Below are 24,934 nucleotides of genomic sequence, written 5' to 3'. Positions count from 1 at the left end.
AAGGAGGATAATTGGGAATGGATGGTCTTGTATGGCTCGCAATTGCATGCATATTTATTATGGTAATTGTGCGGTTTAGACACACGAAGCGTAAATCCAAAGTACATATGGATAAAGCAGCGAAGATTCAAGCTGAGCTCAAACGACTACGAGATAAACGGAATGAATAAATTAAAAATCAATAATTAAAGAAATCAGGGGGGTAAAGGATGGATCAGTTGATCTCGTTCGTAGAAGAAAAATGGGTTATCTTGTTAATTATTTTAGTGGTATTAATTGTTATTACGACAGTAGTCAAAACCGTAGTAAAATGGATACTTGCACTTGCAATTATTGCAGGGGTTCTGATCTATGGTTTTAACTATACACCAGAATCGCTTAAGACCATTGGCACTGATATCAGCGAGAAAATTATTAATGATGTTAAAGGCCAAGCATTAAAATATTTAACAGATGATGCAAAGGACGCGAAGTTTGAAGCAAATAAGGATGGCTCCTTCACCATTTCATCACCTCACTTGAAATTAGAAGGCAAGGCTAATGATAAGGAAGTGAAGGTAACCATATTAGGTCAGACCTTCACGATGGATGCAGATACTGCAGTCAAATCTTTTATCGAGCAAGCCAAGAAGAATGCAAAGTAATGCTGTAAGGAGGTACTTACAACGATTACCAACTCTATAAGCTTTATTACGCTGCTTATTGCAGCGTTTGTCGTTATATCCATCATTCAAGGTATGAGACGGGGAACATTCGGTTCAGCCAGGCAGCTAATATATATGGTTGTTCAGGGCTTAGTAACGATTATCTCCTTAATCGTGGCATGGCTTGTGAGTCACCGATTATCAGACTTCCTACATGAATGGTTGGTAGGTAAAAATATTGAAGTGCCTATTGGCGAAATTAGTATGTGGAAGCAAATATATTACACGGTTGTGACAGGTTTCCGTGACTTTCCTCTGTTTCGATTAGGAGTTCTGCTCCTTGTGATTTACCTGGTTCTTAGACCACTCTTATCTTTAGTTGCAACGCCTTTGTTGTTTGTTTTTCAAGAAAGGCAGAGACAATCCACCTCCAGGAATGCATCACTTCTAAGTCTCGTAATCGGTGGTTTAATCGGTTTCCTGATTGGCTCTGTAAGAGCGATTATTCTCATCATGATCTTGTTCATCGTCGCCACGTTATTTCCTCAATCAAAGCTAGCAAGCCATATTGAAGCCTCGTCCTTATATCAACAGGGAGCCAAGCAGATTATTGAACCTTTTGCTGGTAGTTTAATAGCGGATCATTTGCCTCTGCTATCGGAAGCTTTGGAGAAGGAATACCAAGGCATTCTGGGTCGCAAATATGAGGTGCTAGATGCCAATATCTCCGATTCTGTAATTGAAGCTGCCAAAGAGGTAACGGCCAAAGGGGAAACACAGGAAGAAAAGGCGCGTTTGTTGTACAATTGGGTAGGAACACGTATTCAGTATGACTTCGATAAAGTGAAGCAGTATGAAGAGAAACGAATATGGAAAGAACAAACGCCAGATGATACCTTTGCTACCCGTCTGGGAGTCTGTATTGACTACTCACGACTCTATGCTGTAATGGCCAAAACAGTAGGGCTTGAAGCGAAGGTTGTAACGGGACTCGGACTTGACGGCAAGGGCGGCTCAGGTGCGCATGCTTGGAATGAAGTGTGGATTGAAGAACAGAAGGCATGGATTCCTCTTGATACGACATGGGTATCGGCTGGTGGTAACTGGTTTAATCCACCTCATTTTAATGATACACATATTAGAGGTTCTTAGGTGCTTCAGAAAGGAATTAACGTATGAAACATCAACAATTGCATACAGATGGCGACCCGCAAAAGCGTGAGCAGGTGAAGAAGCGCCATTTTTCATTGCGAATTAATTTATTCTTTTTTGTTACATTTGTATTATTCTCTGTTTTACTTGTACGTCTGGCGATTCTGCAGTTTGTTGACGGTAAAGAGCTTGTCGCTGCCAAAAATAAACTGTTATATCGAAACACACAAATTGCGCCGATTCGAGGCAATATTTATGATAAAGATGCTTTTCCATTAGCGTATACCGTATCCGTACAATCTCTTTTCTTTCGGGTTGAGGTTGGTCAAAGCAAAATGCAGGATGAGGTCATTAAACTCGCATATGATCTGGAGAAAGTATTCAAGGAAAAGGGCAATCCAGGTTCTAAAATGCCAACAGCCGAAGAAATCATCCTTGCAATGGACGTTGGTTATGACCTAAACAAGAATAAGACGAAGGATCCAGGCTCCATTTGGATTCCACGCCGCATTAAGGCGGATCTATCCAAGCAAGAAATCGCTTATATCATGGAGCACCGGGATGAATATAAGTGGCTTGAAGTTTCAGAGGAAAGTATTCGTTCGTATACAACAGAAGATGATGGCACAACAATTGCTTCCCAACTCATTGGGTATATGCGTCCATTCAGCGTAGGTAAGGAGAGCAAGTCTGGATTGGAGAAATATAAGGACCCTGCCCTTCTGGATGAATACGTTCCGGAAGAGTTTGTCGGTTATGACGGATTAGAATTGTTGTATCAAGATGAGCTTAGAGGCAAATCAGGATCGAAGAAGTATCCTGTCAATGCGGGCGACCGTATTATTGGTAAACCTGAAATTACGATGCCTGAGAAGGGCCATAACTTGTACCTGACGATTCAGAAGGATATTCAGTCGACAACTGAAAAAGCGATTATGGATCATTTGGCATATATGCGCTCATCTAGTGCACCTAAATATTACAATAATCCGAATGCCTATACAGGCTACGCGGTGGCGATGGAAGTGAAGACTGGCAAGATTGTCGCGATGGCTTCCATGCCTGATTATGATACGAATATTTGGATTCCGAGTATTTCGGGCAAAGATTACAACGAAATATTACCGATTATTAATAACGGAACGATTCGAACAGCGTTTCCAAAGCTGCCGCCAGAACAAAGAACGAAGCGAATGAGTTCTATCGTGTATATGGGCTCGGTTATTAAGCCTCTGACTGTGTTAATGGGATTGAATGAAGGTTTGATCACTACATCGACTCCCTATAATGATACGGGCTCTTTCTCATACGGTATTATAGGTAAGCAAGCGACTATTAGAAACTCTGGCGGTAAAGTGAATGGTGTAATTGGTCCAGCTAAAGCGATTGCAGTATCTTCCAACACTTATATGGCTGAAAAAATTGGTTATGCATTATATCAAAGGGATAAGCTCAAAGGTATTAAAGTGCTTGATAATTACTTTAATAAATTTGGTCTAGGCGTTGTGACGGGCAGTGATCTTCCTTATGAAAGTGCTGGAATCAGTGAATATCAAACTCTTGCTGAATCGGAAGGTTCATTATCAGCATTAGTTCGTGCCTCATGGGGACAGAACGAGAAGTACACGACACTTCAGTTGGCACAATATGTTGCTACACTTGCATCCAAGGGCAAGCGAATGAAGCCGCAATTCGTCGAGAAGATCACCTCCTACGAAGGTGATGTTTTGCAGACGTTTGAACCAGTTGTACTTGACAATTCCGAATTCCCTGATGCTTATTGGAACGTGCTCGTTAATGGGATGAAAGATGTTAAGAAACAAGGTTTTGAAGGCGTGAAATATACAGTAGCGACGAAGACGGGTACATCTACGCAAACCTTAAACGGTAAAGATGTAGATAATGCCGTGTTTATTGCTTACGCACCAATCGAAGATCCAACCTTGGCGATTGCCGTAGTTGTGCCTGAAGGCGGATTCGGTGCATACGGTGCAGCGCCAATTGCTCGTAAGATGTTCGATGCTTATGATCAATACATTGGATTAGATGGTGTTCCGAAGGGCGCTCCGCCAGCAGATGAAGTGCCAACAACAGGCGTTCCTGTTGCAGATGTAGGTACGGATACAGGCACTAACGCTGGAACAAATCATGAGACTGGCAATACAACGAATAAGAACAATACACAGGCTCCGGCTAATAAGCCAAACCAAGCAACTGGTGAGCAAGCGCCTGCAAATGATGCTCCAGTTCATGATGATTCAACTGTACGCCAAAACGATGTACCAATAATGCGTCCAGAAGATGAAACGACAACTGAAGGAACTAACCCATAAATTGTTAAAAAACATATTCATACATGTTACCTAAAGAAACGCTGCGCTATGTAAAAGGACGGTGAAACCGTTTCTTACAAGATGTTGCGTTTCTTTGGGTAAAGGTATGTTATACTAGTATATCGGCATCAAGATGTCCGGAAACGTAATGACGGGAGTGAGTAACATCATGTGTGGAATCACTGGTGTATTATATTTTGAAGATCGAGAACCATCTGAATCAATGCTAAAGAACATGACGGATATTATTCATCACCGTGGTCCAAATGATGTTGGATTCTGGACGGAGAATCGTATCGGTCTAGGATTCAAGCGTCTATCTATAATTGATCTTGGAGAAGGGCATCAACCATTATCCAATGAAGATGATTCCGTATGGATCGTATTTAATGGTGAAATTTATAACTACAAAGAATTAAGAGCTATGCTGCTAGATCGCGGGCATAAGTTCAAAACAAATAGTGATACCGAAGTTATTGTTCATCTCTATGAAGAGTTTGGAGAAGAATGTGTCAAGTATATGCGCGGGATGTTCGGTTTCGTGATTTGGGATCGGAACAAGAAGGAACTGTTCGGAGCAAGAGACCATTTTGGAATTAAACCATTCTATTATCATTATTCGGGTCGTCAGTTCTTGTTCGGATCTGAAATTAAGAGCTTGCTAGCTGCTGAAGGCATGAATCGTTCTATCCATCAAGACAGCTTGCTTAATTACTTAACTTTCCAATACGTGCCTGAGCCGAATACGATGTTCGATGGTGTGCAGAAGCTGCCTCCAGCGCATTATGTGAAGGTAAGCTTTAATGGACAAATGTCCATCCATCGTTATTGGGATCCGATGTTCGATCCGGTTGATCGTCCATTCGATGAATATGTCGAGCAAATTCGCCATACGCTTCGAGATTCTGTTAAACATCATTTGGTTAGTGATGTTGAACGTGGATGCTTCTTATCGAGCGGGATTGATTCAACTGCAATCGCAACGATGATCAAGGAAATCGAGCCGCTTCGTACGTTCTCGGTTGGTTTTGAAGGCGCGAATAACGAGACGATCATCGCCAGACAGACAGCTGCAGCAATCGGTACGATGCATTATGATAAAATGATTTCAGAAAAAGATTTCTTCTCCACTTTACCGAAGGCTGTCTGGCATCAAGATGAGCCAGTCGCGGATCCATCTGCAATTGCCCTGTACCATGTAGCAGGGCTGGCTAGCGAGCACGTGACTGTCGTGCTCTCGGGTGAGGGAGCGGACGAGCTGTTCGGCGGTTACCGTATTTACCGGGAACCACAAGCCCTTCGTCCGTTACAAGCGCTGCCTGTTCCACTGCAGCGCGTCATTCACCGCATGGCACAAGCCTTGCCAGGCGGATTCCCGGGCCGCGGCTACATGCTGCGCGGGACAACACCGCTTGAGGAGCGATTCCTGGGCAACGCGAAGATTTATACGGAGGATATGAAATCCGAGATTCTTCGGATGGACCGTGAAGCGCTCCGCCAATATAAGAATCCGTTCCAAATCGCGGGAGACTATTATAACAAAACGATCGGACAAGATCCGGTTACACGGATGCAGTATATTGATATGAATCTGTGGATGCCTGGTGATATTTTGATGAAAGCAGATAAAATGACGATGGCGCATTCACTTGAACTGCGCGTGCCATTCCTCGATAAAGAGGTGTTTGAAATTGCTCGCCGCATTCCTGCCAAGTATCGCATTGCAAATGGAACAACGAAATATATTTTCCGCAAAGCAATGGAAGGGATTATTCCCGATTTCATCTTGAATAGACCGAAGCTAGGCTTCCCTGTTCCGCTGCGTGATTGGATGAAGGGAAACAGTGGACTAGCTATTCTAGAACAAATTAAAGCAAGCGGTATTGAGGATTACATTCAAATATCTGCAGTTGAAAACATGCTTGCTAAGCATCGTGCGGGTCAAGGCGATTATGCTCGCCGCATCTGGACCATTTATATTTTCGCCTTATGGTATGTTGCTTATATGAAAGAGGATATACAGCTTGCAGTATCTTTACGTTAATAAGACTATGAACATCATGCAGTAAAGTTTTGGCTACGAGGAGGACTTAACAAATGTCGACAAAATATAAATTACTTGCGCTAGATATGGATGGGACTGTTCTGAATGAGGAGCAGAAGATTTCCGAGGAGAATCGTCAAGCGATTGCAGCAGCAATCGAAGCTGGAATTACCGTAATGTTCTCAACCGGGCGTGGTGTGCAAACCGTATTGCCTTACGTAGAGCAGCTTAATCTTCAATCTCCGCTTGTATCTGTTAACGGCAGTGAAGTATGGCGTGCTCCGCATGAGCTGCATAAGCGCGTTGAGATGCCTCGTGAGATTATTGCTAGATTGCATAAGATGGCAGTAGAAACAGGTTCATGGTACTGGGCATATTCAGTTGCAGGGCTGTTCAACCGCGATCATTGGGCTGAATCGATAGAGGATAATGTTTGGCTGAAGTTTGGCTTCTGGGAAGAGAATGCAGAACTGCTTTCCAAGATTCGCGCAGAGGTAGCCTCATGGGATCTGTTTGAAATTACGAACTCGAATGTGAACAATATTGAACTCAATCCGAAAGGCATCTCCAAAGGAAGCGGAATGCTTGAGGTATGCAAGCTGCAAGGCATTGGCATGCACGAGGTAATTGCAATGGGCGATTCACTTAATGACCTGTCCATGATTAAGGCTGCTGGACTTGGAGTAGCTATGGGCAATGCGCAGGAAGAGTTGAAAGCTAATGCAGATCTTGTGACCGTCACAAACGATGAGCATGGCGTTGCCAAGATTATTCGTGAGTATATGTTGAACCCATAAGATGGCGATATTCGCTTGGGTACTGATCATCCTATTGTTTATCATCGGAATGATAGGAAGTGTAGTACCGGTATTGCCGGGATCATTTGCCATATATGCGGCCTATTTCGTATATGGGTGGCTCATTAGCTTCGAGCCATTCGGCTGGTGGTTCTGGATCCTTCAGACCTTAATCGTTGTGATCCTCATCGTTTCCGATTATGTGGTATCGGCAATGGGAGTTAAGAAATTTGGCGGTTCCAAGGCTTCCGTATGGGGCTCGACGATTGGCTTGATCATAGGGCCGTTCGTCATTCCTGCCTTCGGTTTAATTCTCGGACCGTTCATCGGTGCGGTGATCGGAGAGCTGATCGTTGGGGCGAGCTTCGGCAACGCGGTTAAAGCAGGGATTGGTTCGGTACTGGGCTTCTTTGCGAGTACTGCTGTCAAAATTGTATTGCAAATTATCATGATCATTTTATTTTTTATCTGGGTGTTCTAGTGAGCCGTAGGATAGGAAGAAGGAACAACATTGAGTAAAGATTCGCTTATTAAAGGAACGATTATTCTCACCGTTGCCGCGCTAATTGCGCGGTTTCTTGGCGTGTTTCAGCGCATTCCTCTCGTTTACCTGCTGGGGGATGAGGGGATGGGCTCGTATGCGATTGCTTTTAACTTATATTCCGTACTGCTAGTTGTCGCAACTGCTGGAATCCCAAGTGCGCTTAGCAAAATGATATCTGAACGCACAGCGATTGGTCGTCATGAAGAGGCGGGTCGTATTTACAAGGCTGCTATTGGGTTCGCGATTATTGCAGGTATCGTGATGGCGATCATTCTATTCGTGTTAGCGCCGTGGTTTGCTGCTGACTTGTCTGGCGATCCCAAGGCGATTCTCGCCACCAAGGTGATTGCTCCGACGCTGCTGCTATTCCCTTTGATTGCCGTCATGAGAGGCTATTTCCAAGGTCGTCAGCATATGATGCCTAACGGTGTATCGCAAGTTGTTGAGCAAGTATTCCGTCTTGTGACTGCCGTTGGTCTGGCTTATGTGCTGCTGCAGGTTTCAGATGAATGGGCGATAGCGGGCGCGTCCTTTGGCGGTGTGATGGGCGGTATCGCTGCATTAGGCGTGATGATTTACTATACGCTAAAGCTGCGTAAGGAAGATGAGAAGGAACTGCTGCAGACAAGCAACTCGCCAATTTCAAGTGCAGGAGGGGCTTCATCCTCCGTACCTGTGCTGCAAGGTAACAAACAAATTTTGATGAGCATGCTTAAGCTGTCGATACCAATCGTTATTTTCTCAATTACGGTAACGCTTATATACAGTATTGATTCTTCGTCTGTTATCCCATTACTGCAGGATCGTTTTACCAGTGAAGGTGCTCGTGAATTGCTGGGGATTCTGGGAGGACGCGCGCAGTCGCTGGCTGGGCTGCCGATTATTCTCGCGATCGCACTTAGCCAATCCATCGTACCGCTTATTTCCTCGACGTATTCACAAGGTCGTATGGATCAAGTGAAGCATCATACGTCACGTGTGATGCAACTCGCGATTCTTACAGGGCTGCCTATGGTACTAATTGTGGCAATTGGGGCGAGACCGCTAAACGGGTTTATTTTTGGCTATGAACAAAGTGCATACGGCTATGCCAATGGTCACTATATTATTAGTCTGTTAACGGTTAGCGCTATGTTCCAGATCGTGATGCAAACTTCTGGTGCAGTACTTATGGGATTAGGTCGTATGAAGCCGCTAGTATGGGGCGTTGTTGCTGGTATTGCGACTAAGCTTCTGCTGAACTTCCTGTTAGCTCCGATTATTGGCATTTACGGGATTGTGCTTGCGACTGGACTTTGTTTTGTGGTGATGTCGATCATCAATCTCGGGGTACTGCGTAAAGATATTCCATTTGTAGCTTTCGGCAAAAAATGGATTGGATTAATCGCATCAACCATTATCATTGTGATCATAGGTTATGGACTTGAGTGGCTAACGCATACGTATCTGCATATTTCCACGATCGATCGTTTGAATGAAATGGTTAACGCGATCATTGTGTGCGGTATTGTGCTCGCATTATATCCACTGATGTTGGCGCTAACGAGAGTCGTAACGAAGGACGACGTGGCGAGCTTCCCTGCTCCGCTCCGCAAACTGATTAATAAATTTGCTCGTCTGAAACAAACAAGCAAATAATAGGATTGAAGACTCATCATTGTAATTGCAGTGATGAGTTTTTATTTTCCAAATTCTTTCGTATAATATATATGTATGTTCATAACTATTAATATGTGGAAGAAGAGAGGAGAAGTTTATATTGCTGAAAAAAAGCTATAAGCAAGTCATGAGTGTTCTACTTGCTGCGATGCTAGTTATTCTAGCAGGTTGTCAATCTATTGCAGGAGTTGACCTTTCGAAACTAGTCGCTAACAATATGACGGCAGTGAGTGGAGAAGGCGATATGTCACTTGCAGTAGAGTTGGTAACAGCTGCTGGATATAAGCCATCGGGAGAAGAAGCTGCTATTCTTGCCATTATCAATTCTACTAAGATTACCATTGATAATATGAAATCAGAAGATAGTACACATGTCTCCATGACAGGTAAGCTTACGATTAAGGACAAAGATATTCCGTTTAAGCTGTTCTCAACAGATAAATCAATAACGATACATATGGACGGCGCTAAGAAGCCGATTGTTATGCCGCTTGAAACGGCTAATGGAGCTATTTCTACTGAATTAACTAAGAGTTTAATAGGTTTGGATAAGAAGGCGGAAGCTCTTCTTCCAACAGTAGTTCAGTATTTTGTTAAACAACTGCCTGATGTCAAAATTGATTCCTCCAAGGTATCTGAGAAGATCAATGGTCAATCCGTACCTTTGACAAAGCTGCATATTGAGCTTAGTGGCAGCGATCTGGTTAAATTGCTTAAAGGATTGTTAGACAACATCATCAAGGATGAAGCAGGTCTAAAAGGACTAATTGGCCAATTGTTTGATATCGTAGTGCCAATCTTAAAAGAAAACAATGACCCTAGCATGGCGATGATCCTTCCATTCCTAGATGACAAAGAACTGGCACTTTCAATGGTTCTACCAGTTATTATGGACAGCTTGAAAAAAATGTCTGCTAGTTTCGATTTGAATGATCCACAAGTGCAACAATTGAAGGATTCAACCCTTAAGTTGGATTTATATGTGGATAGCGACTCCTATATCCGTAAGACTGCAGTGGATCTGAATGTTGTCTTCCCTCAAGTTGCAGGATCGAGTGGGATTAAGGGGATGAAAGTTACTGCATCAAACAGCATGTGGAACATAAATAAGCCTGTGAAGGCCGAGCCGATTGATGTATCGGGCGGTACGCTCAAAATCAATACGGGAGATCCGGAGCAAAGCGTATCTTTTGGCAAGTTAATGGGTAATTTTGATAAGAACTCAACGTTCTACAAATTGATTAAAGACGACTTGAAACTGCTTAACAAGAATGTACAGATTCATGTAGCGAAGAATACAGCAGAATCCGTTATTGGTCAGGCATATGTGAACGAAGAGCAGTACACAATGGCACCAACACGCTTGCTGCTTGAACAATTAGATGCCGATGTGAAGTGGAACGGTGAAAAACACGAAATTACCGTTGTTGACTACATAAGCGACACAACAATCGTGATGCATGTTGGTTCGAATAAAGCGACTGTTAACGGAGCTGAGAAGGAGATGCAATCCGCAGTTGTGAGCAAAGATGGCTATTCTTATGTTCCGCTTCGTTTCATTGCACTCGAATTCGGATTTGATATTAATTATGATGCAAATGTTGTAACGGTAACACGCAAATAAGCATAGACAGACGATCGAAGGGACTATCTTCGCAGATCAATCATCTGCTGAAGATAGTCCCTATTTTTATACCTTTCATTCTTGGCTGTTATTCTCGTCTGGCGCTGAAGGCGTCATTCTGTTTGCATTTGTGTTAGGTCTTCCAGGCAAACGCCCAGCATTTTTTAATGCTTCACGGAGCACGAACTCGATATGGCTGTTGACACTGCGGAATTCATCTGAAGACCATAATTCTAGTGCTTCGTAGATCTTAGGGTCAAGGCGTAAAGGAAATTGCTTCTTGGCAGACATAACATTGTCCTAGTATAACGATCCTGTGTTAATTACAGGTGTCGCAGAGCGGTCTGATACGATGGCAACCATCAGATTGTTAATCATGGCTGCTTTACGTTCCTCGTCAAGTGCAATACCGCTTGCTTCGATATCCGCCACGACCATTTTGACCATACCGATCGCACCATCCACAATAGTTTGACGAGCTGCAACAATGGCATCGGCTTGTTGACGCTGCAGCATAGCCGCTGCAATTTCTGCAGAATAAGCAAGGTGTGTCAGTCTTGCTTCAATTACTTCAAGGCCAGCAACCGTTAAGCGTTGTTGTAATTCATTCACTAATTCAGCAGCTACTTCTTCTGAATTTCCGCGCAGGGAGTAGCCATCATCGAAGTTATCGTAAGGGTATTTAGTCGCAACGTGACGTAGTGCTGTTTCGCTCTGAATTTCAACGAACACTTCATACTTGTCTACATCGAATAGCGCTTTGGCTGAATCGATGACACGGAATACAACAACTGCAGCGATCTCAATTGGATTACCGTTAATATCGTTGACCTTAAGCTTAGCTGAGTTGAAGTTGCGCATACGTAGGGATACTTTCTTCGCTGTTGTAAACGGTACTGTCATCCAGAAACCTGCTTCACGAACACTTCCGATATAACGGCCAAAGAATGTCAGTGTAATCGCTTGATTCGGTTGGACAACTTTGATGGAACTAAGGGTAATTACAGCGAGGATGGCTCCTAAAATGCCAGGAATAGCGTATAGTGGCTGGTTCTCGGAATCAAGTAAATAGAAGCTTCCTGCTGCTATGCCAACGAAGATTAAAAATAACAGAATCGCAACAACACCATTAAGTTTCCATGCATTGGTTTCTTTCATGTCTGTTTCCCTCTTTCGTCATAATATCTAAGTTATATTATTATGATATCACTTTTGCAAAATAATGTAAACCTATAAAAATGAGAATTTGTATAGTTTGTCACAAATATGATTGGAATTGCTAGACTAATATCGTTATAATTAATGTAAGAATGAATCAATTTCACTCTGAAATTGATTCATTCTTGTGATTCATACGACATAAAGAAGGGCAGAACATACATATGCAGAGACGAATTAGATTTGTGTCATTTGCGGCAGCGTTCTTCATGATGCTTGTCGTGCTTGGCGGTGCTTTAGTAACCAAGACGGACTCAGGCAAAGCTTGTGGAGATACGTGGCCGTTATGCAATGGTGAGTTTATTGCAGCTTTTACGATTCCACAGATTATTGAATCAAGTCACCGATATATTACAGGAATTTTTGGAATATTATTGTTATTGCTAGTTTTCCTTGTATTTAAGTATGTGAAACGCAAGGACGCTTGGTGGTTTGCAATTATCACTGGGATCTTCACCATTATTCAGGCTTATCTTGGGGCATTAGCAGCACTAAGCGCACAATCTTCAATCGTTATGGCGCTTCATTTTGGTATATCGCTTGTGGCGTTTGCAGCGACATTCTTGCTTGCACTTGTTTTTACCAAGTGGGGGGATTATTTAGGTGAAGCGGGAGCTAAACTTAGCGTAATGTCGCGAGGGTTTAAAGCGTTAATTTGGATTTCTGTCATTTATTGTTATATTGTAGTATATGTCGGGGCATATGTTAGACATACGAAATCTTCAGCTGGTTGTCTGGATTGGCCGCTATGCAATGGAGAACTCATTCCAGATCTCGAAGGGGCAACAGGCATTGTGTTCATGCACCGAGTAGCTGCATTCCTGCTTTTTGTACTTCTACTTGTCATGTTCATTATTGCTCGCAAGCATTATAGGGGACTCGATAAGGTGTACAAAGGGATTCAATTAGCATTTGTGATAGTGGTGCTGCAAATTCTAAGCGGGGCGGCTGTAACTTTTACTTTATTAAGTGAAACTTGGTATTCACATTTGCTTGCTACACTTGTTCATGGTCTTTTGATCGCGGGACTATTTACGGTACTTGCCTATTTAGCTGTACTGACGATATTCGCCCGCAAGCATAAGTAATAGGATGTATAACTGAAACGGAGTGACAGCATTGCTTAGATTTCTATTTAATGAACCAAGACGACTCGATTCAGAAGAACTTGTAATGGTCCAATCGGCAATTAATTCATTTCGTAAGGTTATTTTTTCAGGCAGAACACGCGTAGAAATTCCGAGAGATCGTCAAGCTCGCTTCGATATTTGGTGCCAGGGTTTTATTGATGCGGTGAATGAACTGGAGCAGAGTCAATATGTAGCGCGTAAATATGCGAATAAAGTGCACAAAAAATTTATCGAGCAAATGACGATTGAGGAGTCAGACGATTATCATCGGTTCATCTACTTTTACAAAAATGCACTTATTCGAATGTTCTCTATCTTAGATAAACTCGGTTATTTTATGAATGAAATATTTAATCTTCGAACCGAAAAGGTGAAAGCGAAATTCTCTTATTTTACGGTTCTACGTAATATGCGTGGAGGCAGCGCTAATTATAAATGGTTGGAGCAGCAGCTCACGAGAATCAAGGATGAGAATAAGAGCAAGCTGGACAAGCTGCGCAATCAACGCAATATGGAGATTCATTTTATTAATGTGGATATGATGGATGATTTAATGGATGAGAATCGTCGAGGTGGAGATCGAATTCGGCTTGAGGATGCGCAAGCGAATATGTTAGATTTAGACCATGGCTGCCATATGGTGATGCAAGCGATGAAGATCGTTTTTACTTATTTGTCACGGAGCCGATAAAACCATACGAATGGGGGCGATGTCGCAATGATCATAAGAGATGCTGCATATGATGATCTCGCCGCAATTGTGAACATATACAATTCAACCATCCCTGGAAGGCTCGTAACGGCTGATTTAGAGCCGATTACTGTTCAGTCAAGACATAACTGGTTCTATGAACACAACGCTGCTAATCGGCCGCTATGGGTCGTAGAAGTGGAAGGCCAAGTCGCAGGATGGTTAAGCTATCAAAATTTTCATGAACGCCCCGCTTATTCGGGAACTGCGGAGCTAAGTATTTATATATCCCCTCATTATCGCAGGCATGGACTAGGACGTATTCTGCTGACCAAAGCTATTGACGCATGCGCTGAGCTTGGAATTCATTCCCTGATCGGATTAGTATTTGGCCATAATGAGCCGAGCTTAAAACTATTTGAACAGTTCGGATTCTCTAGATGGGGGCACTTGCCGAGCGTCGCTAATTTAGATGGCGTTCAGAGAGATTTAATCATTATGGGGAAACATGTATGTCTTATAAAGTAAAAAAACGCGCAACCCTGATGGGTGCGCGTTTCTTTGAGTAAATTAGAATACTTGAACTACCTCTTGAACGCCTTCTACTTCTTCAACAAGTGCACGCTCGATACCAGCCTTAAGCGTAATTGTTGAGCTTGGGCAAGAACCGCATGCCCCCATCAAGCGAAGCTTTACGATGCCATCCTCAACGTCAACTAATTCAACGTCACCGCCATCACGTTGCAAGAATGGGCGTAATTTATCAAGAACCTCCAGCACTTCATCATACATGCTATCTTGTGTATTTGTACTCATGTTCAGTTATCTCCTTTCGTTACAATAATTCTATTATAGTACATGAAATGCTAATTGAAAACGATCCGACACCTATGCAATACTATAAAGTATTGTAATAATTCACTGAGGTGACAAAAGTATGAGACCCGTTATCGAATTCTGTGTGGCAAATTCCTTTCACGGCACTGATGATATCATGCGCAAGCTTGAAGCTGATAATGAAATCGATGTCATTGAATATGGATGCTTAGGCAATTGCGGTGAATGTTACATGTTCCCGTTTGCTCTGGTCAATGGCGAAATCGTATTTGCAGAAACAACTGAAAGCTTATATGCGCAAATTGTGAGAAAAGTGAGAGAAATAAAAGCAATTTAAATCAGGTACTTATCTATAATTTATCCAAAATGCTGCTTGGACATCCACAGAACGCCGTTCTTCAGCAATCGAGGAACAGCTCCCGTCATGACGGTATTCTTCCCCATCACGCCGAAACCGATTTTTTTCCCTAGTGAGCCTAATGTGCCTTTTAGTTTGATTTTACCAAGCTTAGGCTCCACATTATTCCACTCCGCTACAATAACGTCAACGATCTGCTTGCCTTGCGCTTCAGCAGCCTGACCACTTGGTGAGAACGGTAGTGAAGCACAATCGCCAACGACGAATACTTCTGGATGATCAGGGATTTGGTGATAGCTGTTCAGCACAACACGTCCTTGCGCATCTTTAGCTACTTGCAGCGCTTGAACGATTGGACTTGGCTGAATGCCGGCTGTCCAGATCGTCTGATCCGTCAAAATGATCTCATCCTGATTATAAAGCTCTGTACCCTCAACTCGTGAGAGTGAGATATGTGATCGCATTTCAATATCATGCTCAATCATCCAGCCGCGGACAAAGTTCTGTAGCTTATTGGGAAAAGAAGAGAGGATACTTGGGCCACGGTCCAATATCCTGATATTCAGATCACTTCTGCTCTCCCGCAGCTCGGCTGCTACTTCAACACCGCTTAATCCGCCGCCAACAATGGTCACTTGACCGTAAGGGTGGATATCATTGATGCGCTGATAGGTCATGCGAGTTTGTGAAAAGCTTTGAATAGAGTTCGTGAACTCGGCTGCGCCAGGGATATCATGATACTTATCTGTACAGCCAAGACCGATGACAAGCCAGTCATACTCAAGCGGCTCTTGATTAGAGAAATGCACGGTTCTACTACTTAAATCAATGCTAGTTACGGTTCCATAGATACGGGTAAGCTGCGGATTACTTGGGTAAGCAATCCGTAAATGAACGTCTGAAGCTGTTCCTGCTGCTAAGGCATAGTACTCTGTTTTGAGCCCTTGGAATGGCATTTGATCTACTAGTATGATTTGGGTGTTATCGGGACAGTCTTTGTCGATTAATTGCTGTGCAATTGTATTTCCCCCATATCCACCGCCAAGTATGACGAATTTTTTCATGACTTCCCCTTCTGATCTCTAATATGTTGTAATTTCGTTATAGAATGAATCGCGTTCTACAGGAATGCGATCTGCACCTTTAATTAACCAAATCAGTTCCTCACGAGTCATACCTTCTGGTGATAAAGCGCCAGCTGCATGGGAAATGCGCTCTTGTACAATCGTTCCATGTACGTCTGAAGCGCCGAATGTAAGCGCGATTTGCGTAGTTTTGATCCCCATATTAATAAAATATGCTTTAATATGTTGGATGTTATCGAGCATTAACCTTGAAATTGCAATCGTTTTAAGCTCGTCCCAAGCAGATACGTAACGTTTAAGACTTGCTTTCACATTCGCGGGTTGAACGGAGTTCGGGATAAATACCATGAAGCCGCCTGTTTCGTCTTGCAGCTCACGCAATTGCAGCATGTGATCGATACGTTCTTCCTGCGTTTCAATCGAACCGTAGAGCATAGTAGCAGTTGTACGAATGCCAAGGCTATGCGCATCACGTTGAACTTCCAGCCATTGCTCTGAGGTTGCTTTACCCACGCCCATTTTTTTGCGATAGCGCTCAGACAGGATTTCAGCACCGCCGCCTGTTAGAGTAGAAAGACCCGCATCAAGTAATTTCTGAAGAACTTCCTTGTAGCTTAGACCAGATAATCTGGAGAAGAATTCAATTTCAGCGGCAGTATGTGCTTTAATTGTGATATTGGGGTAGCGCTCCTTTAGAGCACGAACATAATTAACGTAATAGTCAAAAGAAACATGCGGGTTATGTCCACCTGTAATATGGAACTCCCGAAGCTCTGGATGAGCATGCTCGTCAATATAAGTGAACATATCCTGAGGAGTAACTGTATAAGCTCCTTCTTGCCCCTCATCGCGACGGAAGTGGCAGAAAGCACAGTGCGCCTCACAAACATTGGTGAAATACAGACTCATCGTTTCAATAAAATAGACTTTCTTGCCATTCATTCGCAGATTAACCTCGTTGGCAAGTTGTCCAATGGTCAATAAATCGTCTGACTGGTATAAGTAAACGCCGTCTTCCTTGCTTAACCGTTGACCATTATGTACTTTGTCAACTATTTCCGCCATGCGTTTATCCAGATTTGCCGTAGTAATTGTCATTTGTGCGTAACCTCCCTTGAAATTGAATCTGTTTATCAGAATTGATGTGAACGCCCCCGTTGTGAAGACGGTTGTATCGTTTCTTATGTGATATCAGATTTATCCAACATCTTATTATAAACCTTTCGTCCAAAGAGTGGCAATACGAAACGACTGTCAAATTTTATTGTAAATGTCGAATTTAACAGGTTCTTTTGGATGAAATTCATAAAGAAATCACAAATCGTAGACACTTAGGAAAAAACAAAATAAAAAGTAGAAGTTTGGATTGATTTGGGACAAATTTCCTGTATACTAAGAAATGAATAAACATACAAAGGTGATATTATTGGGAACGAGCAGTACGGCACCGTTAGAAGCAATTGTATCCTCACAAATTGAGTATTTGAGGGGACGAATGGTTTTTCTAGGAACACGCTATGGATTGCGCCATCCAGCAGTACAGCAATGTAGCGAACAGCTAGATGAGCTATTACTGGAGTTTTACAACTCCAAACAAAAGCTGGTAAACAGAGCCTGATTCAGGTGAGTGTGATCTATCGCATTGCGTGTACGCTGTCTTTGTCTCTTGAGTCGTCATTCATTTCGAGCTATACTAGATCTGAAGAAACATGAGGATTTAGGATAGGAGGATGTTACGATGATCCAGATAAGTGAGCAAGCAAGCGAGAAGATCAAGGAATTGCTTGCTGAGCAAGAGATAGCAAATCTGTTCCTTCGACTAGGGGTTAAGGAAGGCGGCTGTAGCGGATTCTCCTACGGCATGGGATTTGACGATGCACAAGTCGAATCTGATCAAGAATTTCTTATTCATGGTGTCAAAGTTGTTGTCGATCATGATAGCTCCAAATATTTGGACGGCGTCCAAATCGACTATAAAGACTCTGGCATTGGTGGTGGGTTCACCATCGATAACCCGAATGCAATCGCCACCTGCGGATGTGGTTCTTCGTTCCGTACGAGAGCTGAAGCAGGGAAGAAAGAGAAATGTGACGATTAATAGCAATTGAAGATTATTTTCTAAATATTAACCTTCCAAACTAGCGGATGATGGCTAGATTGGAAGGTTTTTTATTTCATCTATAGTAAGGTTTCTTCAATTTGTAGAGTGAATTGATAATCACATTGCTCACATCGCATGATATGTGTACATGTAGTAGGGGAAGAGGCATGAATACGATTGCTTTGTGTCAGGTCGTCAATATCGCGATAGGGTGAATAAGGTCCAACGTAATCATCGTATCTTCCGTAATCAATTGAGGGCTGATTGCATTTGGGGCAGGTCGCTGTCAGGCTAGTCAATCCATTGCAAATGGAGCATAAATAAGACAAAGAGCATTCCACCTTTATGCCGATAATAAGATCGGTTGATAAAGAATAGAATGCCCTTTTTAAGTAATATAGAATCTATAATTTTTGTGATGATTATGATTAGAACTTCATGTTGGAGCTATGTCCAGGTGATACTCTCGCTTTTGGATCCAAATATACTTTGGCATTGTTAACGGCTGTAGGCGCTTCACCAAATCCGACTGCGATTAGCTTCGCTTTACCAGGATAAGTCGTAATATCGCCAGCGGCAAAAATACCAGGAATGTTCGTTTCCATACGAGTATCGACAACGATTGATCCCGTTTCGATATTCAAGCCCCACTCCGAAATAGGTCCAAGCGATGACACGAATCCGAAGTTAACGATAACGGCATCCACGTCGATTGTTGTTTCTTGACCTGATTTAACATCTTTGATGGTCGCTTGCGTGATTTGATCATCACCATGCAGCGCACTAATTTCTGTCGGTGTAATGATATTGACTTTGGATTTCATCAAATTCTCTACACTATGCTCATGCGCACGGAAATTATCGCGACGGTGAATAAGCGTAACTTGCTTCGCAATCGGCTCAAGCATAAGTGCCCAGTCAACTGCAGAGTCGCCACCGCCAGAGATCAGGACATTCTGACCCGCAAATTGATTCAAATCATCGACGAAGTAATGGAGATTCTTCTTTTCAAATTTTGATGCTTCTGGAAGCTCAAGACGCCTTGGCTCGAAAGCGCCAACGCCACCAGTAATGATGACAGCCTTACAATAATGCGTACCACGATTTGTAACGATTTCAAACAAGCGTTCTTCCTTCTTGTTCACTTCGATTACTTTTTCTTCTAGACAAATTTGCAGGCTTGGAAACAGCTTCATTTGTGTTTTCAAATTATTGACGAGTTCTTGTGCTGTAATTTTCGGAAAACCTGCAACATCATAAATGTATTTCTCGGGGTAGAGTGCAGCTAATTGTCCGCCAAGCTGTGGCATATTTTCGATGATTTTTACCGAAGCTTGTCGCATACCGCCGTAGAATGCTGCAAACATACCTGCCGGTCCACCGCCAATGATAATGATGTCAACCGGTTGTTCATTTAATTCTGCTGTCAAGCTAAACACCCCTTATTGATAATTACATTAATTCCACTCTGTTCCATTATAAATCGAATGATTACCTAATTGATAGAGCAAACTTTTGGAGTTTTAAAAAATATGGCGAAAGTATGATAAAACCTATTGATCTTTAGAAAATAAAATTATATGATGATTTGGATTGAATACTTATTGGTGAGAAATGTCACTGTCGTTTCGATTTTGAACCAATCTGCATATCATATAACAAATAGATTAATCACAATTTCTCGAAGCAATATGTGTAATTTTTCACATAATTCAAATAAATTATACCATATGGAAGTGAGAAAAACATACCATGAACAGAATTCCGAAAATTGTTATTTTAGGAGCAGGTTACGGCGGAATTTTGACTGCACAGCGTCTGCAAAAAACACTTAATTATAATGAAGCCGATGTAACGCTTGTCAACAAGCATGACTATCACTATATTACAACATCTCTGCATATTCCAGCGGCAGGCACTGGCAATCCTGAGAGTTCCCGTGTGAACATCAGCAAGCTAATCGATGAATTCAAGGTTGATTTTGTGAAATCGACAGTTGTACAAATCAATCCAGAAGAGAAGAAAGTGATTCTGACTGAAGGTACGCTTTCTTATGATTACTTAGTTGTCGGACTTGGCGGTGAGACCGAAACCTTCGGTATTCCAGGGCTTAAGGAGCATGCATTTAATATCCGCAGCATCAATTCGGTTCGCCATATTCGTGATCATATTGAGTATCAATTCGCTAAATATAAGCGTGAACCAGAACATACAGAATATTTAACTTTCGTCGTAGGTGGAGCTGGCTTTACTGGCATTGAATTTGTTGGTGAGTTATCAGATCGTATTCCTGAGCTATGCAAGGAGTATGATGTGAATCCATCTCTCGTCAAAATATATAATATTGAAGCAGCACCCACTGCGTTACCGGGATTTGATCCTGAGCTTGTACAATATGCAATGGAAGTCTTAACTGCTAAGGGTGTAACATTCAAAATTGGCACAGCTATTAAAGAATGTACGGCAGAAGGCGTACTTGTAGCTGGGGATGAGTTCATCAAATCCGCTACAGTTATCTGGACTGGCGGTATTCGTGGTAATCATTTGCTTGATGAAGCAGGCTTTGAGACGATGCGTGGCAGAATTAAAGTGGATGAGTTCCTACGTATCCCAGGTCACGATAATGTATTTGTTCTGGGTGATTGTTCGCTCATGATTAATCCGGAGAATGAGCGTCCTTATCCGCCAACTGCTCAAATTGCGATGCAACAAGGCGTTGTATGTGCTTTTAACTTAGCTGCCTCGATTCGTGGCGGTCAATTGAAGAAATTTAAATATGATAATAAAGGTACAGTTGCCTCCCTAGGCAAGGGTGAAGCAATCGGCATTATTGGCACACGGAAAATTAAGGGATTCGCAGCTGCATTTATGAAGAAAGTGATCGATATCAGATACCTCTTCATCATTGGCGGCGTAGGATTAGTACTTCGTAAAGGAAAGCTGTTCTAATTATGAGACATTGCAGTGTTCAAGTTAGAGGACTTCTAACAAGGCCGGAGCTGGATCGGTATAACGCCCTGTTCGATGTAGGTCATTATTTGGAAGAACAGAATCGATACGATCTGGTACAAATTGTGCAAAAGGAAATCGATATTCTCATCCTTCCTGCGATTGAACGTCTGAAGGAGAAAAGTCGGAGACGTGACCGCGAGACGGAAGAATATTTGGCTCGCAAAGCACAGATAGAAGCTGAGCTTAAAGCGCTCGAAGATGAAGACAACGAGGATGAATGAAGATGAGGCTGTCCCTTTAGTAGTTGATTCTGCTGAGGGGAAGCCTTTTGTGCGTAAACAAGCGTATAGGATCACCAGGGTATGAGATGTTCATATTGTAGACACTTTACCTTGATGTGTTCTTACTATAAAATTAGTCACAGTTATTGTAATTTTGTTTATATTAGCATTTATTGAAATAATAGATTGAGAGGAGATGACGATATGATTCAGGCAGCTATTGCAACTGTGCTCATTTTCGTGCTTGTATTCGGAATTGGCTTCATTCTTAACATGTTGATCAAAACAACATGGTTCCCTATTTATTTGTACATCATCGTTGTTGCTATTTATGTGATCTATCAAGGTTGGGGCGACATCCCAGCGCAACTAGGAAAGTACACCATCATTGATATTATTCCGGGGATCGGTGGACTTCTTGGCGGTTATGCAAGTGGAGCTGCAATAAGCAAGCTTCGCAAAGGCGGCTACAAAATGTTCTAATTCCCAAAGCTTCCATTTCATTTGGAAGCTTTTTTTTGTCTTTGAAGTCGGAGTTTGTGGTAAGATGGATATTAAGACTTTGAAGAGAGGAAAGATGCAGAGACTATGAAAATCTCAAACATGCTGCAATTTACAGAGAAACATCGCTATTGTGTGTTTCGAGACTTTGCAATCAGTCCGCTGCAGCAGAAGATGCTGACTAGCGTATACCAACCGATGATCGGCGGGTTAGCTGTATCCTTCTATCTAACGTTGTACGGCATGCTCCCTCCTGACAAAGCTGGCTATTCATCGCTGGAACAGCAGCGCAAGCTATTTCTTCATCTTGATTTGGAGCAAGGTGAACGTGGAAGGGCAGCCCTGCTAGAGCTTGCTTCCAAGCTCGAAGCTGTCGGCTTGCTGCAAACGATGCGCAGGCAGGATCCTTTTGAAGAAGATTATATGTATGAATACTTGTTGTACATGCCTTTATCGCCTAATGAGTTCTTCCAAACGGATCATCTGATCTGGCTGCTTCATGACCGTGTAGGCAAACATATGCTGAATACGATTCGTGAAGAGTTATGGTCGCCAGAGCCTAAATGGTATCAGGATCGTAAATGTGAAGATATTACATCAGCCTTCTTTGATTTATTCCGAATCAGCCCTTACACAGCAGATACCGAAATGGAACAAATGATGCAAGAGGCGGCAGTAAGCCAAGCAACAATTTCACGCGATTCGCATGCTGAAGATACATCTAAATATACGCTTGATCAAATATTACTAGGAATTCCACACTTCATGGAAAATCGCAAATATATCGAAGCATTGGATCAAAAGCCTGAGCAGCTATTTTTGCTGAATTTCGTTGCTGCCAAGTATGATTTGGATCTAGCTGATTTAAGATATGTGCTTGATTCCTCGAAGTTGTTTGATGAGAAGGGTGTCCTACATAAGCAGCGACTTGAAGAAGAAGCGAAGCTGATCTATTTGCAAAGGGAAAAACGAAGTGATCGCAGAGCTATTCTCGCTGGCCGGAAGGATGAGCTAATTGCTCAGGATGTAGACATAAGTGATGAGAAGTTAACCTTGATGCATCAGGTTCAGGAGCAATACATGCTTGATATTCCGCCATTGCTTCAGAGTCAATATAACGACCCTCATCGCTATAATTTACATCTTCGCAATTTACCTTATACAAAGGTATTAGAGCTTCATTTTCCGGGGGGAGTAACGCCAGATGTGCGTGAAGCCTTTCTTGAATTGAATTCATTATATAAATTACCTGATGAAGTCATCAATGTTCTCATGCATTTTATCAGTGTTGAAGGTAAACTATGGGAGCGATTCCCGATCAAGAATTTGGCGACGGACATGATTGGCAAGCAGAAGGTCAATTCATTTGAGTCGGCTGTTGAATATATACGCAATCGAATTCGAACAAGGCAGCAAGCAGAAGCAAGTGCACGAGAAGCATCAGCAAGAGCTAAGAATCGGAGTCGAACTACCGGGGTAAGAACAGGTGGAGCGGCGAAAAATCAGCAGAAGCCACAAATTCCGATTGTTAAGCCAAGTGGCGGCATGAGCAATAAGCCTACGGAGCAAGAACTGGAAGAGATGCGTAAGCTAGCACGCAAACTGGATGAGAAATTCAAATAAAGAACAAACGGAATAGAGCAAAGCAGGAGGTGATCGTAAATGGAGTCATTATCGGGTGTGTTAAAAAGATTCGCAGCTAATTCCAAGCCAATTCAAGATAGTGAAGAACGCGTAAAGGAGCTGCTGCAAGATCCGCTTATTCAGAAATTCAGACAGAAGTATCCTGAGGTGGATGACTTAACGTTGAAGCTGAATATGAATCGGCTCTATCAATATGTCAAAGAATTTCGGACATGCTCGAACTGTCCTGGATTAGAGAACTGTCCTAATGATCTGACGGGCCATTATACATTATTGCAGGTAGAGACGCTTGATCGTTCCTATATCCATGAGACGAAGGTCGCATGCAAGAAGCAAATTGCAGAGAATGCCAAGCAACTGCTCAGATCCCGTATTCGAACGTATTATATGGATGATAAAGCGTTCTTTGATGGATTCTCCTTTGGCGATATTCTTGAAAAAGATCTGGATCGTATTGGTGCGGTGCATCAGATTAACCAGTATGTTGACCTTACGGTTGAGAAAGGCCTTCAGAATAAAGGGCTCTACTTATACGGATCATTTGGAACGGGCAAAACATTCCTCATGTGTTATATGCTGTACAAGCTAGCTCAGGAAGGCTACACAAGCGCAATTGTGTATATGCCTGAGTTCGTAGAAGATTTGAAGAGCATGTTCGGAGATAGTCAGAAGCTTAGAGAAACCTTGGAGGCGCTCAAAGAAACTGATCTGCTCGTATTTGATGATATCGGAGCAGAGAATTTGAATCCATGGCTTCGCGATCATGTTCTAGGTACGATTCTCAACTATCGGATGAACCGTAAGCCGACCTTTTATACCTCTAATTATAACTTAGAAAGCTTGGAGAAGCATTTTTCATTTACGGCAAAAGAAGGCGGAGAAGAGGAAAAAGGACAGCGCTTGATGGAACGGATTCGACCTTTTGTACAAACTGTAGAAGTTCTGGGAACGAATAAAAGGGGATAAATAGTCTTGAAAAGGTATTTAGAAAACGCTACCTCCTTCTAGAAAGAGGGTAGCGTTTCTTCTTGTTCGAGTATGTAAGTTTGTATTAGCCAATTAGCAGTTTAACGACTACTGCTCCAACAAAAATAACGGTCAAAACACCAGAAAATACGCCAAAACCAACCATTAAATCAACAAAATCATGACGTGGTTCTTCATTGATATGTTGTTCGGGATGATTATATTTGCTCATTGTAATACCTCCATGCGAACTTATCATTATTATCAGTATACTCAAAATAATGGTTTATTGTAAAGGAATAGAAGTGACAATTGTAAGAACTTCAATGAGGTAACTCACAGTTTAACGATTTGAATTTAGATAGGTATATGA

At 42.4% G+C, this 24,934-nt stretch carries 27 protein-coding genes; 20 read left to right on the top strand and 7 right to left on the bottom strand.

Annotated elements, in window-relative coordinates:
• The first annotated feature begins 17 nt into the window (after window positions 1-17).
• The 9 genes from E0485_RS25170 (at window position 18) to E0485_RS15830 (ending at window position 10,797) form a co-directional block, all read left to right on the top strand.
• Window positions 18-170 carry a hypothetical protein gene (locus E0485_RS25170; RefSeq protein WP_165921203.1) on the top strand — a complete coding sequence of 51 codons (153 nt, stop codon included), beginning with the start codon at window positions 18-20 and terminating at the stop codon, window positions 168-170.
• A gap of 39 nt (window positions 171-209) precedes the next feature.
• The gene (locus E0485_RS15865; RefSeq protein WP_132419045.1) at window positions 210-644 is read left to right on the top strand and encodes a hypothetical protein; all 435 of its coding nucleotides are present in this window, start codon (window positions 210-212) and stop codon (window positions 642-644) included.
• A 135-nt stretch (window positions 645-779) separates the two neighbouring features.
• Window positions 780-1,796, top strand: coding sequence for a transglutaminase domain-containing protein (locus E0485_RS15860; protein WP_235857597.1), 1,017 nt, complete (start codon window positions 780-782; stop codon window positions 1,794-1,796).
• 23 nt (window positions 1,797-1,819) lie between these two features.
• Window positions 1,820-4,129 carry a peptidoglycan D,D-transpeptidase FtsI family protein gene (locus E0485_RS15855; protein ID WP_132419043.1) on the top strand — a complete coding sequence of 770 codons (2,310 nt, stop codon included), beginning with the start codon at window positions 1,820-1,822 and terminating at the stop codon, window positions 4,127-4,129.
• A 169-nt stretch (window positions 4,130-4,298) separates the two neighbouring features.
• Window positions 4,299-6,173: an asparagine synthase (glutamine-hydrolyzing) gene (gene asnB / locus E0485_RS15850; protein WP_132419042.1), complete on the top strand. Its 1,875-nt coding sequence runs from the start codon at window positions 4,299-4,301 to the stop codon at window positions 6,171-6,173.
• Window positions 6,174-6,226: 53 nt separating this feature from the next.
• Complete coding sequence (locus E0485_RS15845; RefSeq protein WP_132419041.1) at window positions 6,227-6,970, top strand: Cof-type HAD-IIB family hydrolase; 744 nt, start codon at window positions 6,227-6,229, stop codon at window positions 6,968-6,970.
• 1 nt (window position 6,971) lies between these two features.
• Complete coding sequence (locus E0485_RS15840; RefSeq protein WP_132419040.1) at window positions 6,972-7,451, top strand: DUF456 domain-containing protein; 480 nt, start codon at window positions 6,972-6,974, stop codon at window positions 7,449-7,451.
• A 30-nt stretch (window positions 7,452-7,481) separates the two neighbouring features.
• Window positions 7,482-9,152 carry a putative polysaccharide biosynthesis protein gene (locus E0485_RS15835; RefSeq protein WP_132419039.1) on the top strand — a complete coding sequence of 557 codons (1,671 nt, stop codon included), beginning with the start codon at window positions 7,482-7,484 and terminating at the stop codon, window positions 9,150-9,152.
• Between the two features lie 121 nt (window positions 9,153-9,273).
• On the top strand, window positions 9,274-10,797 hold the full coding sequence (locus E0485_RS15830; protein WP_132419038.1) for a copper amine oxidase N-terminal domain-containing protein: 1,524 nt from the start codon (window positions 9,274-9,276) through the stop codon (window positions 10,795-10,797).
• 75 nt (window positions 10,798-10,872) lie between these two features.
• Here E0485_RS15830 and E0485_RS25535 read toward each other — a convergent pair whose 3' ends face one another.
• A complete protein-coding gene (locus E0485_RS25535; protein WP_132419037.1) occupies window positions 10,873-11,088 on the bottom strand; it encodes a hypothetical protein in 216 nt (71 codons plus the stop codon).
• A gap of 9 nt (window positions 11,089-11,097) precedes the next feature.
• Window positions 11,098-11,955: an SPFH domain-containing protein gene (locus E0485_RS15820; protein ID WP_132419036.1), complete on the bottom strand. Its 858-nt coding sequence runs from the start codon at window positions 11,953-11,955 to the stop codon at window positions 11,098-11,100.
• Between the two features lie 224 nt (window positions 11,956-12,179).
• On the opposite strand from E0485_RS15820, the gene E0485_RS15815 reads away from it, so the two are divergent.
• The 3 genes from E0485_RS15815 to E0485_RS15805 are packed head-to-tail and all read left to right on the top strand — an operon-like array spanning window position 12,180 to window position 14,364.
• Complete coding sequence (locus E0485_RS15815) at window positions 12,180-13,103, top strand: COX15/CtaA family protein (protein ID WP_132419035.1); 924 nt, start codon at window positions 12,180-12,182, stop codon at window positions 13,101-13,103.
• 31 nt (window positions 13,104-13,134) lie between these two features.
• Entirely contained in the window at window positions 13,135-13,836 is a 702-nt protein-coding gene (locus tag E0485_RS15810; RefSeq protein ID WP_132419034.1) for a Cthe_2314 family HEPN domain-containing protein, read from the top strand.
• Window positions 13,837-13,863: 27 nt separating this feature from the next.
• Complete coding sequence (locus tag E0485_RS15805) at window positions 13,864-14,364, top strand: GNAT family N-acetyltransferase (RefSeq protein ID WP_132419033.1); 501 nt, start codon at window positions 13,864-13,866, stop codon at window positions 14,362-14,364.
• 42 nt (window positions 14,365-14,406) lie between these two features.
• Here the strand turns inward: E0485_RS15805 and E0485_RS15800 are convergent, their stop codons facing one another.
• Window positions 14,407-14,652 (bottom strand): NifU family protein, encoded by a 246-nt coding sequence (locus E0485_RS15800; protein ID WP_132419032.1) that lies wholly within the window; start codon window positions 14,650-14,652, stop codon window positions 14,407-14,409.
• A gap of 121 nt (window positions 14,653-14,773) precedes the next feature.
• On the opposite strand from E0485_RS15800, the gene E0485_RS15795 reads away from it, so the two are divergent.
• Window positions 14,774-15,010 (top strand): YuzB family protein, encoded by a 237-nt coding sequence (locus E0485_RS15795; protein WP_132419031.1) that lies wholly within the window; start codon window positions 14,774-14,776, stop codon window positions 15,008-15,010.
• Between the two features lie 20 nt (window positions 15,011-15,030).
• On the opposite strand, the gene E0485_RS15790 is transcribed toward E0485_RS15795, so the two are convergent.
• Window positions 15,031-16,095, bottom strand: a complete 1,065-nt coding sequence (locus tag E0485_RS15790) for an NAD(P)/FAD-dependent oxidoreductase (protein WP_132419030.1) — start codon at window positions 16,093-16,095, stop codon at window positions 15,031-15,033.
• Between the two features lie 18 nt (window positions 16,096-16,113).
• Window positions 16,114-17,214 (bottom strand): aminofutalosine synthase MqnE, encoded by a 1,101-nt coding sequence (gene mqnE / locus E0485_RS15785; RefSeq protein ID WP_132419029.1) that lies wholly within the window; start codon window positions 17,212-17,214, stop codon window positions 16,114-16,116.
• 328 nt (window positions 17,215-17,542) lie between these two features.
• On the opposite strand from mqnE, the gene E0485_RS15780 reads away from it, so the two are divergent.
• The gene (locus tag E0485_RS15780; RefSeq protein ID WP_235857596.1) at window positions 17,543-17,734 is read left to right on the top strand and encodes an aspartyl-phosphate phosphatase Spo0E family protein; all 192 of its coding nucleotides are present in this window, start codon (window positions 17,543-17,545) and stop codon (window positions 17,732-17,734) included.
• 120 nt (window positions 17,735-17,854) lie between these two features.
• Complete coding sequence (locus tag E0485_RS15775; protein ID WP_132419027.1) at window positions 17,855-18,214, top strand: HesB/IscA family protein; 360 nt, start codon at window positions 17,855-17,857, stop codon at window positions 18,212-18,214.
• Window positions 18,215-18,645: 431 nt separating this feature from the next.
• On the opposite strand, the gene E0485_RS15770 is transcribed toward E0485_RS15775, so the two are convergent.
• Window positions 18,646-19,647, bottom strand: a complete 1,002-nt coding sequence (locus E0485_RS15770; RefSeq protein WP_132419026.1) for an NAD(P)/FAD-dependent oxidoreductase — start codon at window positions 19,645-19,647, stop codon at window positions 18,646-18,648.
• Window positions 19,648-19,969: 322 nt separating this feature from the next.
• Here E0485_RS15770 and E0485_RS15765 point away from each other — a divergent pair, with 322 nt between their 5' ends.
• From E0485_RS15765 to dnaI, 5 genes are all read left to right on the top strand, one after another.
• On the top strand, window positions 19,970-21,166 hold the full coding sequence (locus E0485_RS15765; RefSeq protein ID WP_132419025.1) for an NAD(P)/FAD-dependent oxidoreductase: 1,197 nt from the start codon (window positions 19,970-19,972) through the stop codon (window positions 21,164-21,166).
• Window positions 21,167-21,168: 2 nt separating this feature from the next.
• Complete coding sequence (locus E0485_RS15760) at window positions 21,169-21,450, top strand: hypothetical protein (protein WP_132419024.1); 282 nt, start codon at window positions 21,169-21,171, stop codon at window positions 21,448-21,450.
• A 204-nt stretch (window positions 21,451-21,654) separates the two neighbouring features.
• A complete protein-coding gene (locus tag E0485_RS15755; protein WP_132419023.1) occupies window positions 21,655-21,933 on the top strand; it encodes a YuiB family protein in 279 nt (92 codons plus the stop codon).
• 105 nt (window positions 21,934-22,038) lie between these two features.
• On the top strand, window positions 22,039-23,574 hold the full coding sequence (locus E0485_RS15750) for a replication initiation and membrane attachment family protein (protein ID WP_132419022.1): 1,536 nt from the start codon (window positions 22,039-22,041) through the stop codon (window positions 23,572-23,574).
• Between the two features lie 39 nt (window positions 23,575-23,613).
• A complete protein-coding gene (gene dnaI / locus E0485_RS15745; protein WP_132419021.1) occupies window positions 23,614-24,561 on the top strand; it encodes a primosomal protein DnaI in 948 nt (315 codons plus the stop codon).
• 85 nt (window positions 24,562-24,646) lie between these two features.
• Here the strand turns inward: dnaI and E0485_RS15740 are convergent, their stop codons facing one another.
• Window positions 24,647-24,793: a YqzM family protein gene (locus tag E0485_RS15740; RefSeq protein ID WP_132419020.1), complete on the bottom strand. Its 147-nt coding sequence runs from the start codon at window positions 24,791-24,793 to the stop codon at window positions 24,647-24,649.
• Between the last annotated feature and the right edge of the window lie 141 nt (window positions 24,794-24,934).

It is taken from the genome of Paenibacillus albiflavus, from assembly GCF_004344915.1.
GTDB classification, from domain to species: Bacteria; Bacillota; Bacilli; order Paenibacillales; family NBRC-103111; genus Paenibacillus_AM; species Paenibacillus_AM albiflavus.
Note: the sequence above shows the minus strand (reverse complement) of the source record. Positions and strands in the feature narration are given on the sequence as shown.

Bases quoted from the DNA above. Each gene is read 5' to 3' on its own strand.
- E0485_RS25170 (WP_165921203.1), top strand. From the start codon at position 18: ATGGATGGTCTTGTATGGCTCGCAATTGCATGCATATTTATTATGGTA.
- E0485_RS15865 (WP_132419045.1), top strand. From the start codon at position 210: ATGGATCAGTTGATCTCGTTCGTAGAAGAAAAATGGGTTATCTTGTTA.
- E0485_RS15860 (WP_235857597.1), top strand. From the start codon at position 780: ATGGTTGTTCAGGGCTTAGTAACGATTATCTCCTTAATCGTGGCATGG.
- E0485_RS15855 (WP_132419043.1), top strand. From the start codon at position 1,820: ATGAAACATCAACAATTGCATACAGATGGCGACCCGCAAAAGCGTGAG.
- asnB (WP_132419042.1), top strand. From the start codon at position 4,299: ATGTGTGGAATCACTGGTGTATTATATTTTGAAGATCGAGAACCATCT.
- E0485_RS15845 (WP_132419041.1), top strand. From the start codon at position 6,227: ATGTCGACAAAATATAAATTACTTGCGCTAGATATGGATGGGACTGTT.
- E0485_RS15840 (WP_132419040.1), top strand. From the start codon at position 6,972: ATGGCGATATTCGCTTGGGTACTGATCATCCTATTGTTTATCATCGGA.
- E0485_RS25535 (WP_132419037.1), bottom strand. From the start codon at position 11,088: ATGTCTGCCAAGAAGCAATTTCCTTTACGCCTTGACCCTAAGATCTAC.
- E0485_RS15820 (WP_132419036.1), bottom strand. From the start codon at position 11,955: ATGAAAGAAACCAATGCATGGAAACTTAATGGTGTTGTTGCGATTCTG.
- E0485_RS15815 (WP_132419035.1), top strand. From the start codon at position 12,180: ATGCAGAGACGAATTAGATTTGTGTCATTTGCGGCAGCGTTCTTCATG.
- E0485_RS15805 (WP_132419033.1), top strand. From the start codon at position 13,864: ATGATCATAAGAGATGCTGCATATGATGATCTCGCCGCAATTGTGAAC.
- E0485_RS15800 (WP_132419032.1), bottom strand. From the start codon at position 14,652: ATGAGTACAAATACACAAGATAGCATGTATGATGAAGTGCTGGAGGTT.
- E0485_RS15795 (WP_132419031.1), top strand. From the start codon at position 14,774: ATGAGACCCGTTATCGAATTCTGTGTGGCAAATTCCTTTCACGGCACT.
- E0485_RS15790 (WP_132419030.1), bottom strand. From the start codon at position 16,095: ATGAAAAAATTCGTCATACTTGGCGGTGGATATGGGGGAAATACAATT.
- mqnE (WP_132419029.1), bottom strand. From the start codon at position 17,214: ATGACAATTACTACGGCAAATCTGGATAAACGCATGGCGGAAATAGTT.
- E0485_RS15775 (WP_132419027.1), top strand. From the start codon at position 17,855: ATGATCCAGATAAGTGAGCAAGCAAGCGAGAAGATCAAGGAATTGCTT.
- E0485_RS15765 (WP_132419025.1), top strand. From the start codon at position 19,970: ATGAACAGAATTCCGAAAATTGTTATTTTAGGAGCAGGTTACGGCGGA.
- E0485_RS15760 (WP_132419024.1), top strand. From the start codon at position 21,169: ATGAGACATTGCAGTGTTCAAGTTAGAGGACTTCTAACAAGGCCGGAG.
- E0485_RS15755 (WP_132419023.1), top strand. From the start codon at position 21,655: ATGATTCAGGCAGCTATTGCAACTGTGCTCATTTTCGTGCTTGTATTC.
- E0485_RS15750 (WP_132419022.1), top strand. From the start codon at position 22,039: ATGAAAATCTCAAACATGCTGCAATTTACAGAGAAACATCGCTATTGT.
- dnaI (WP_132419021.1), top strand. From the start codon at position 23,614: ATGGAGTCATTATCGGGTGTGTTAAAAAGATTCGCAGCTAATTCCAAG.
- E0485_RS15740 (WP_132419020.1), bottom strand. From the start codon at position 24,793: ATGAGCAAATATAATCATCCCGAACAACATATCAATGAAGAACCACGT.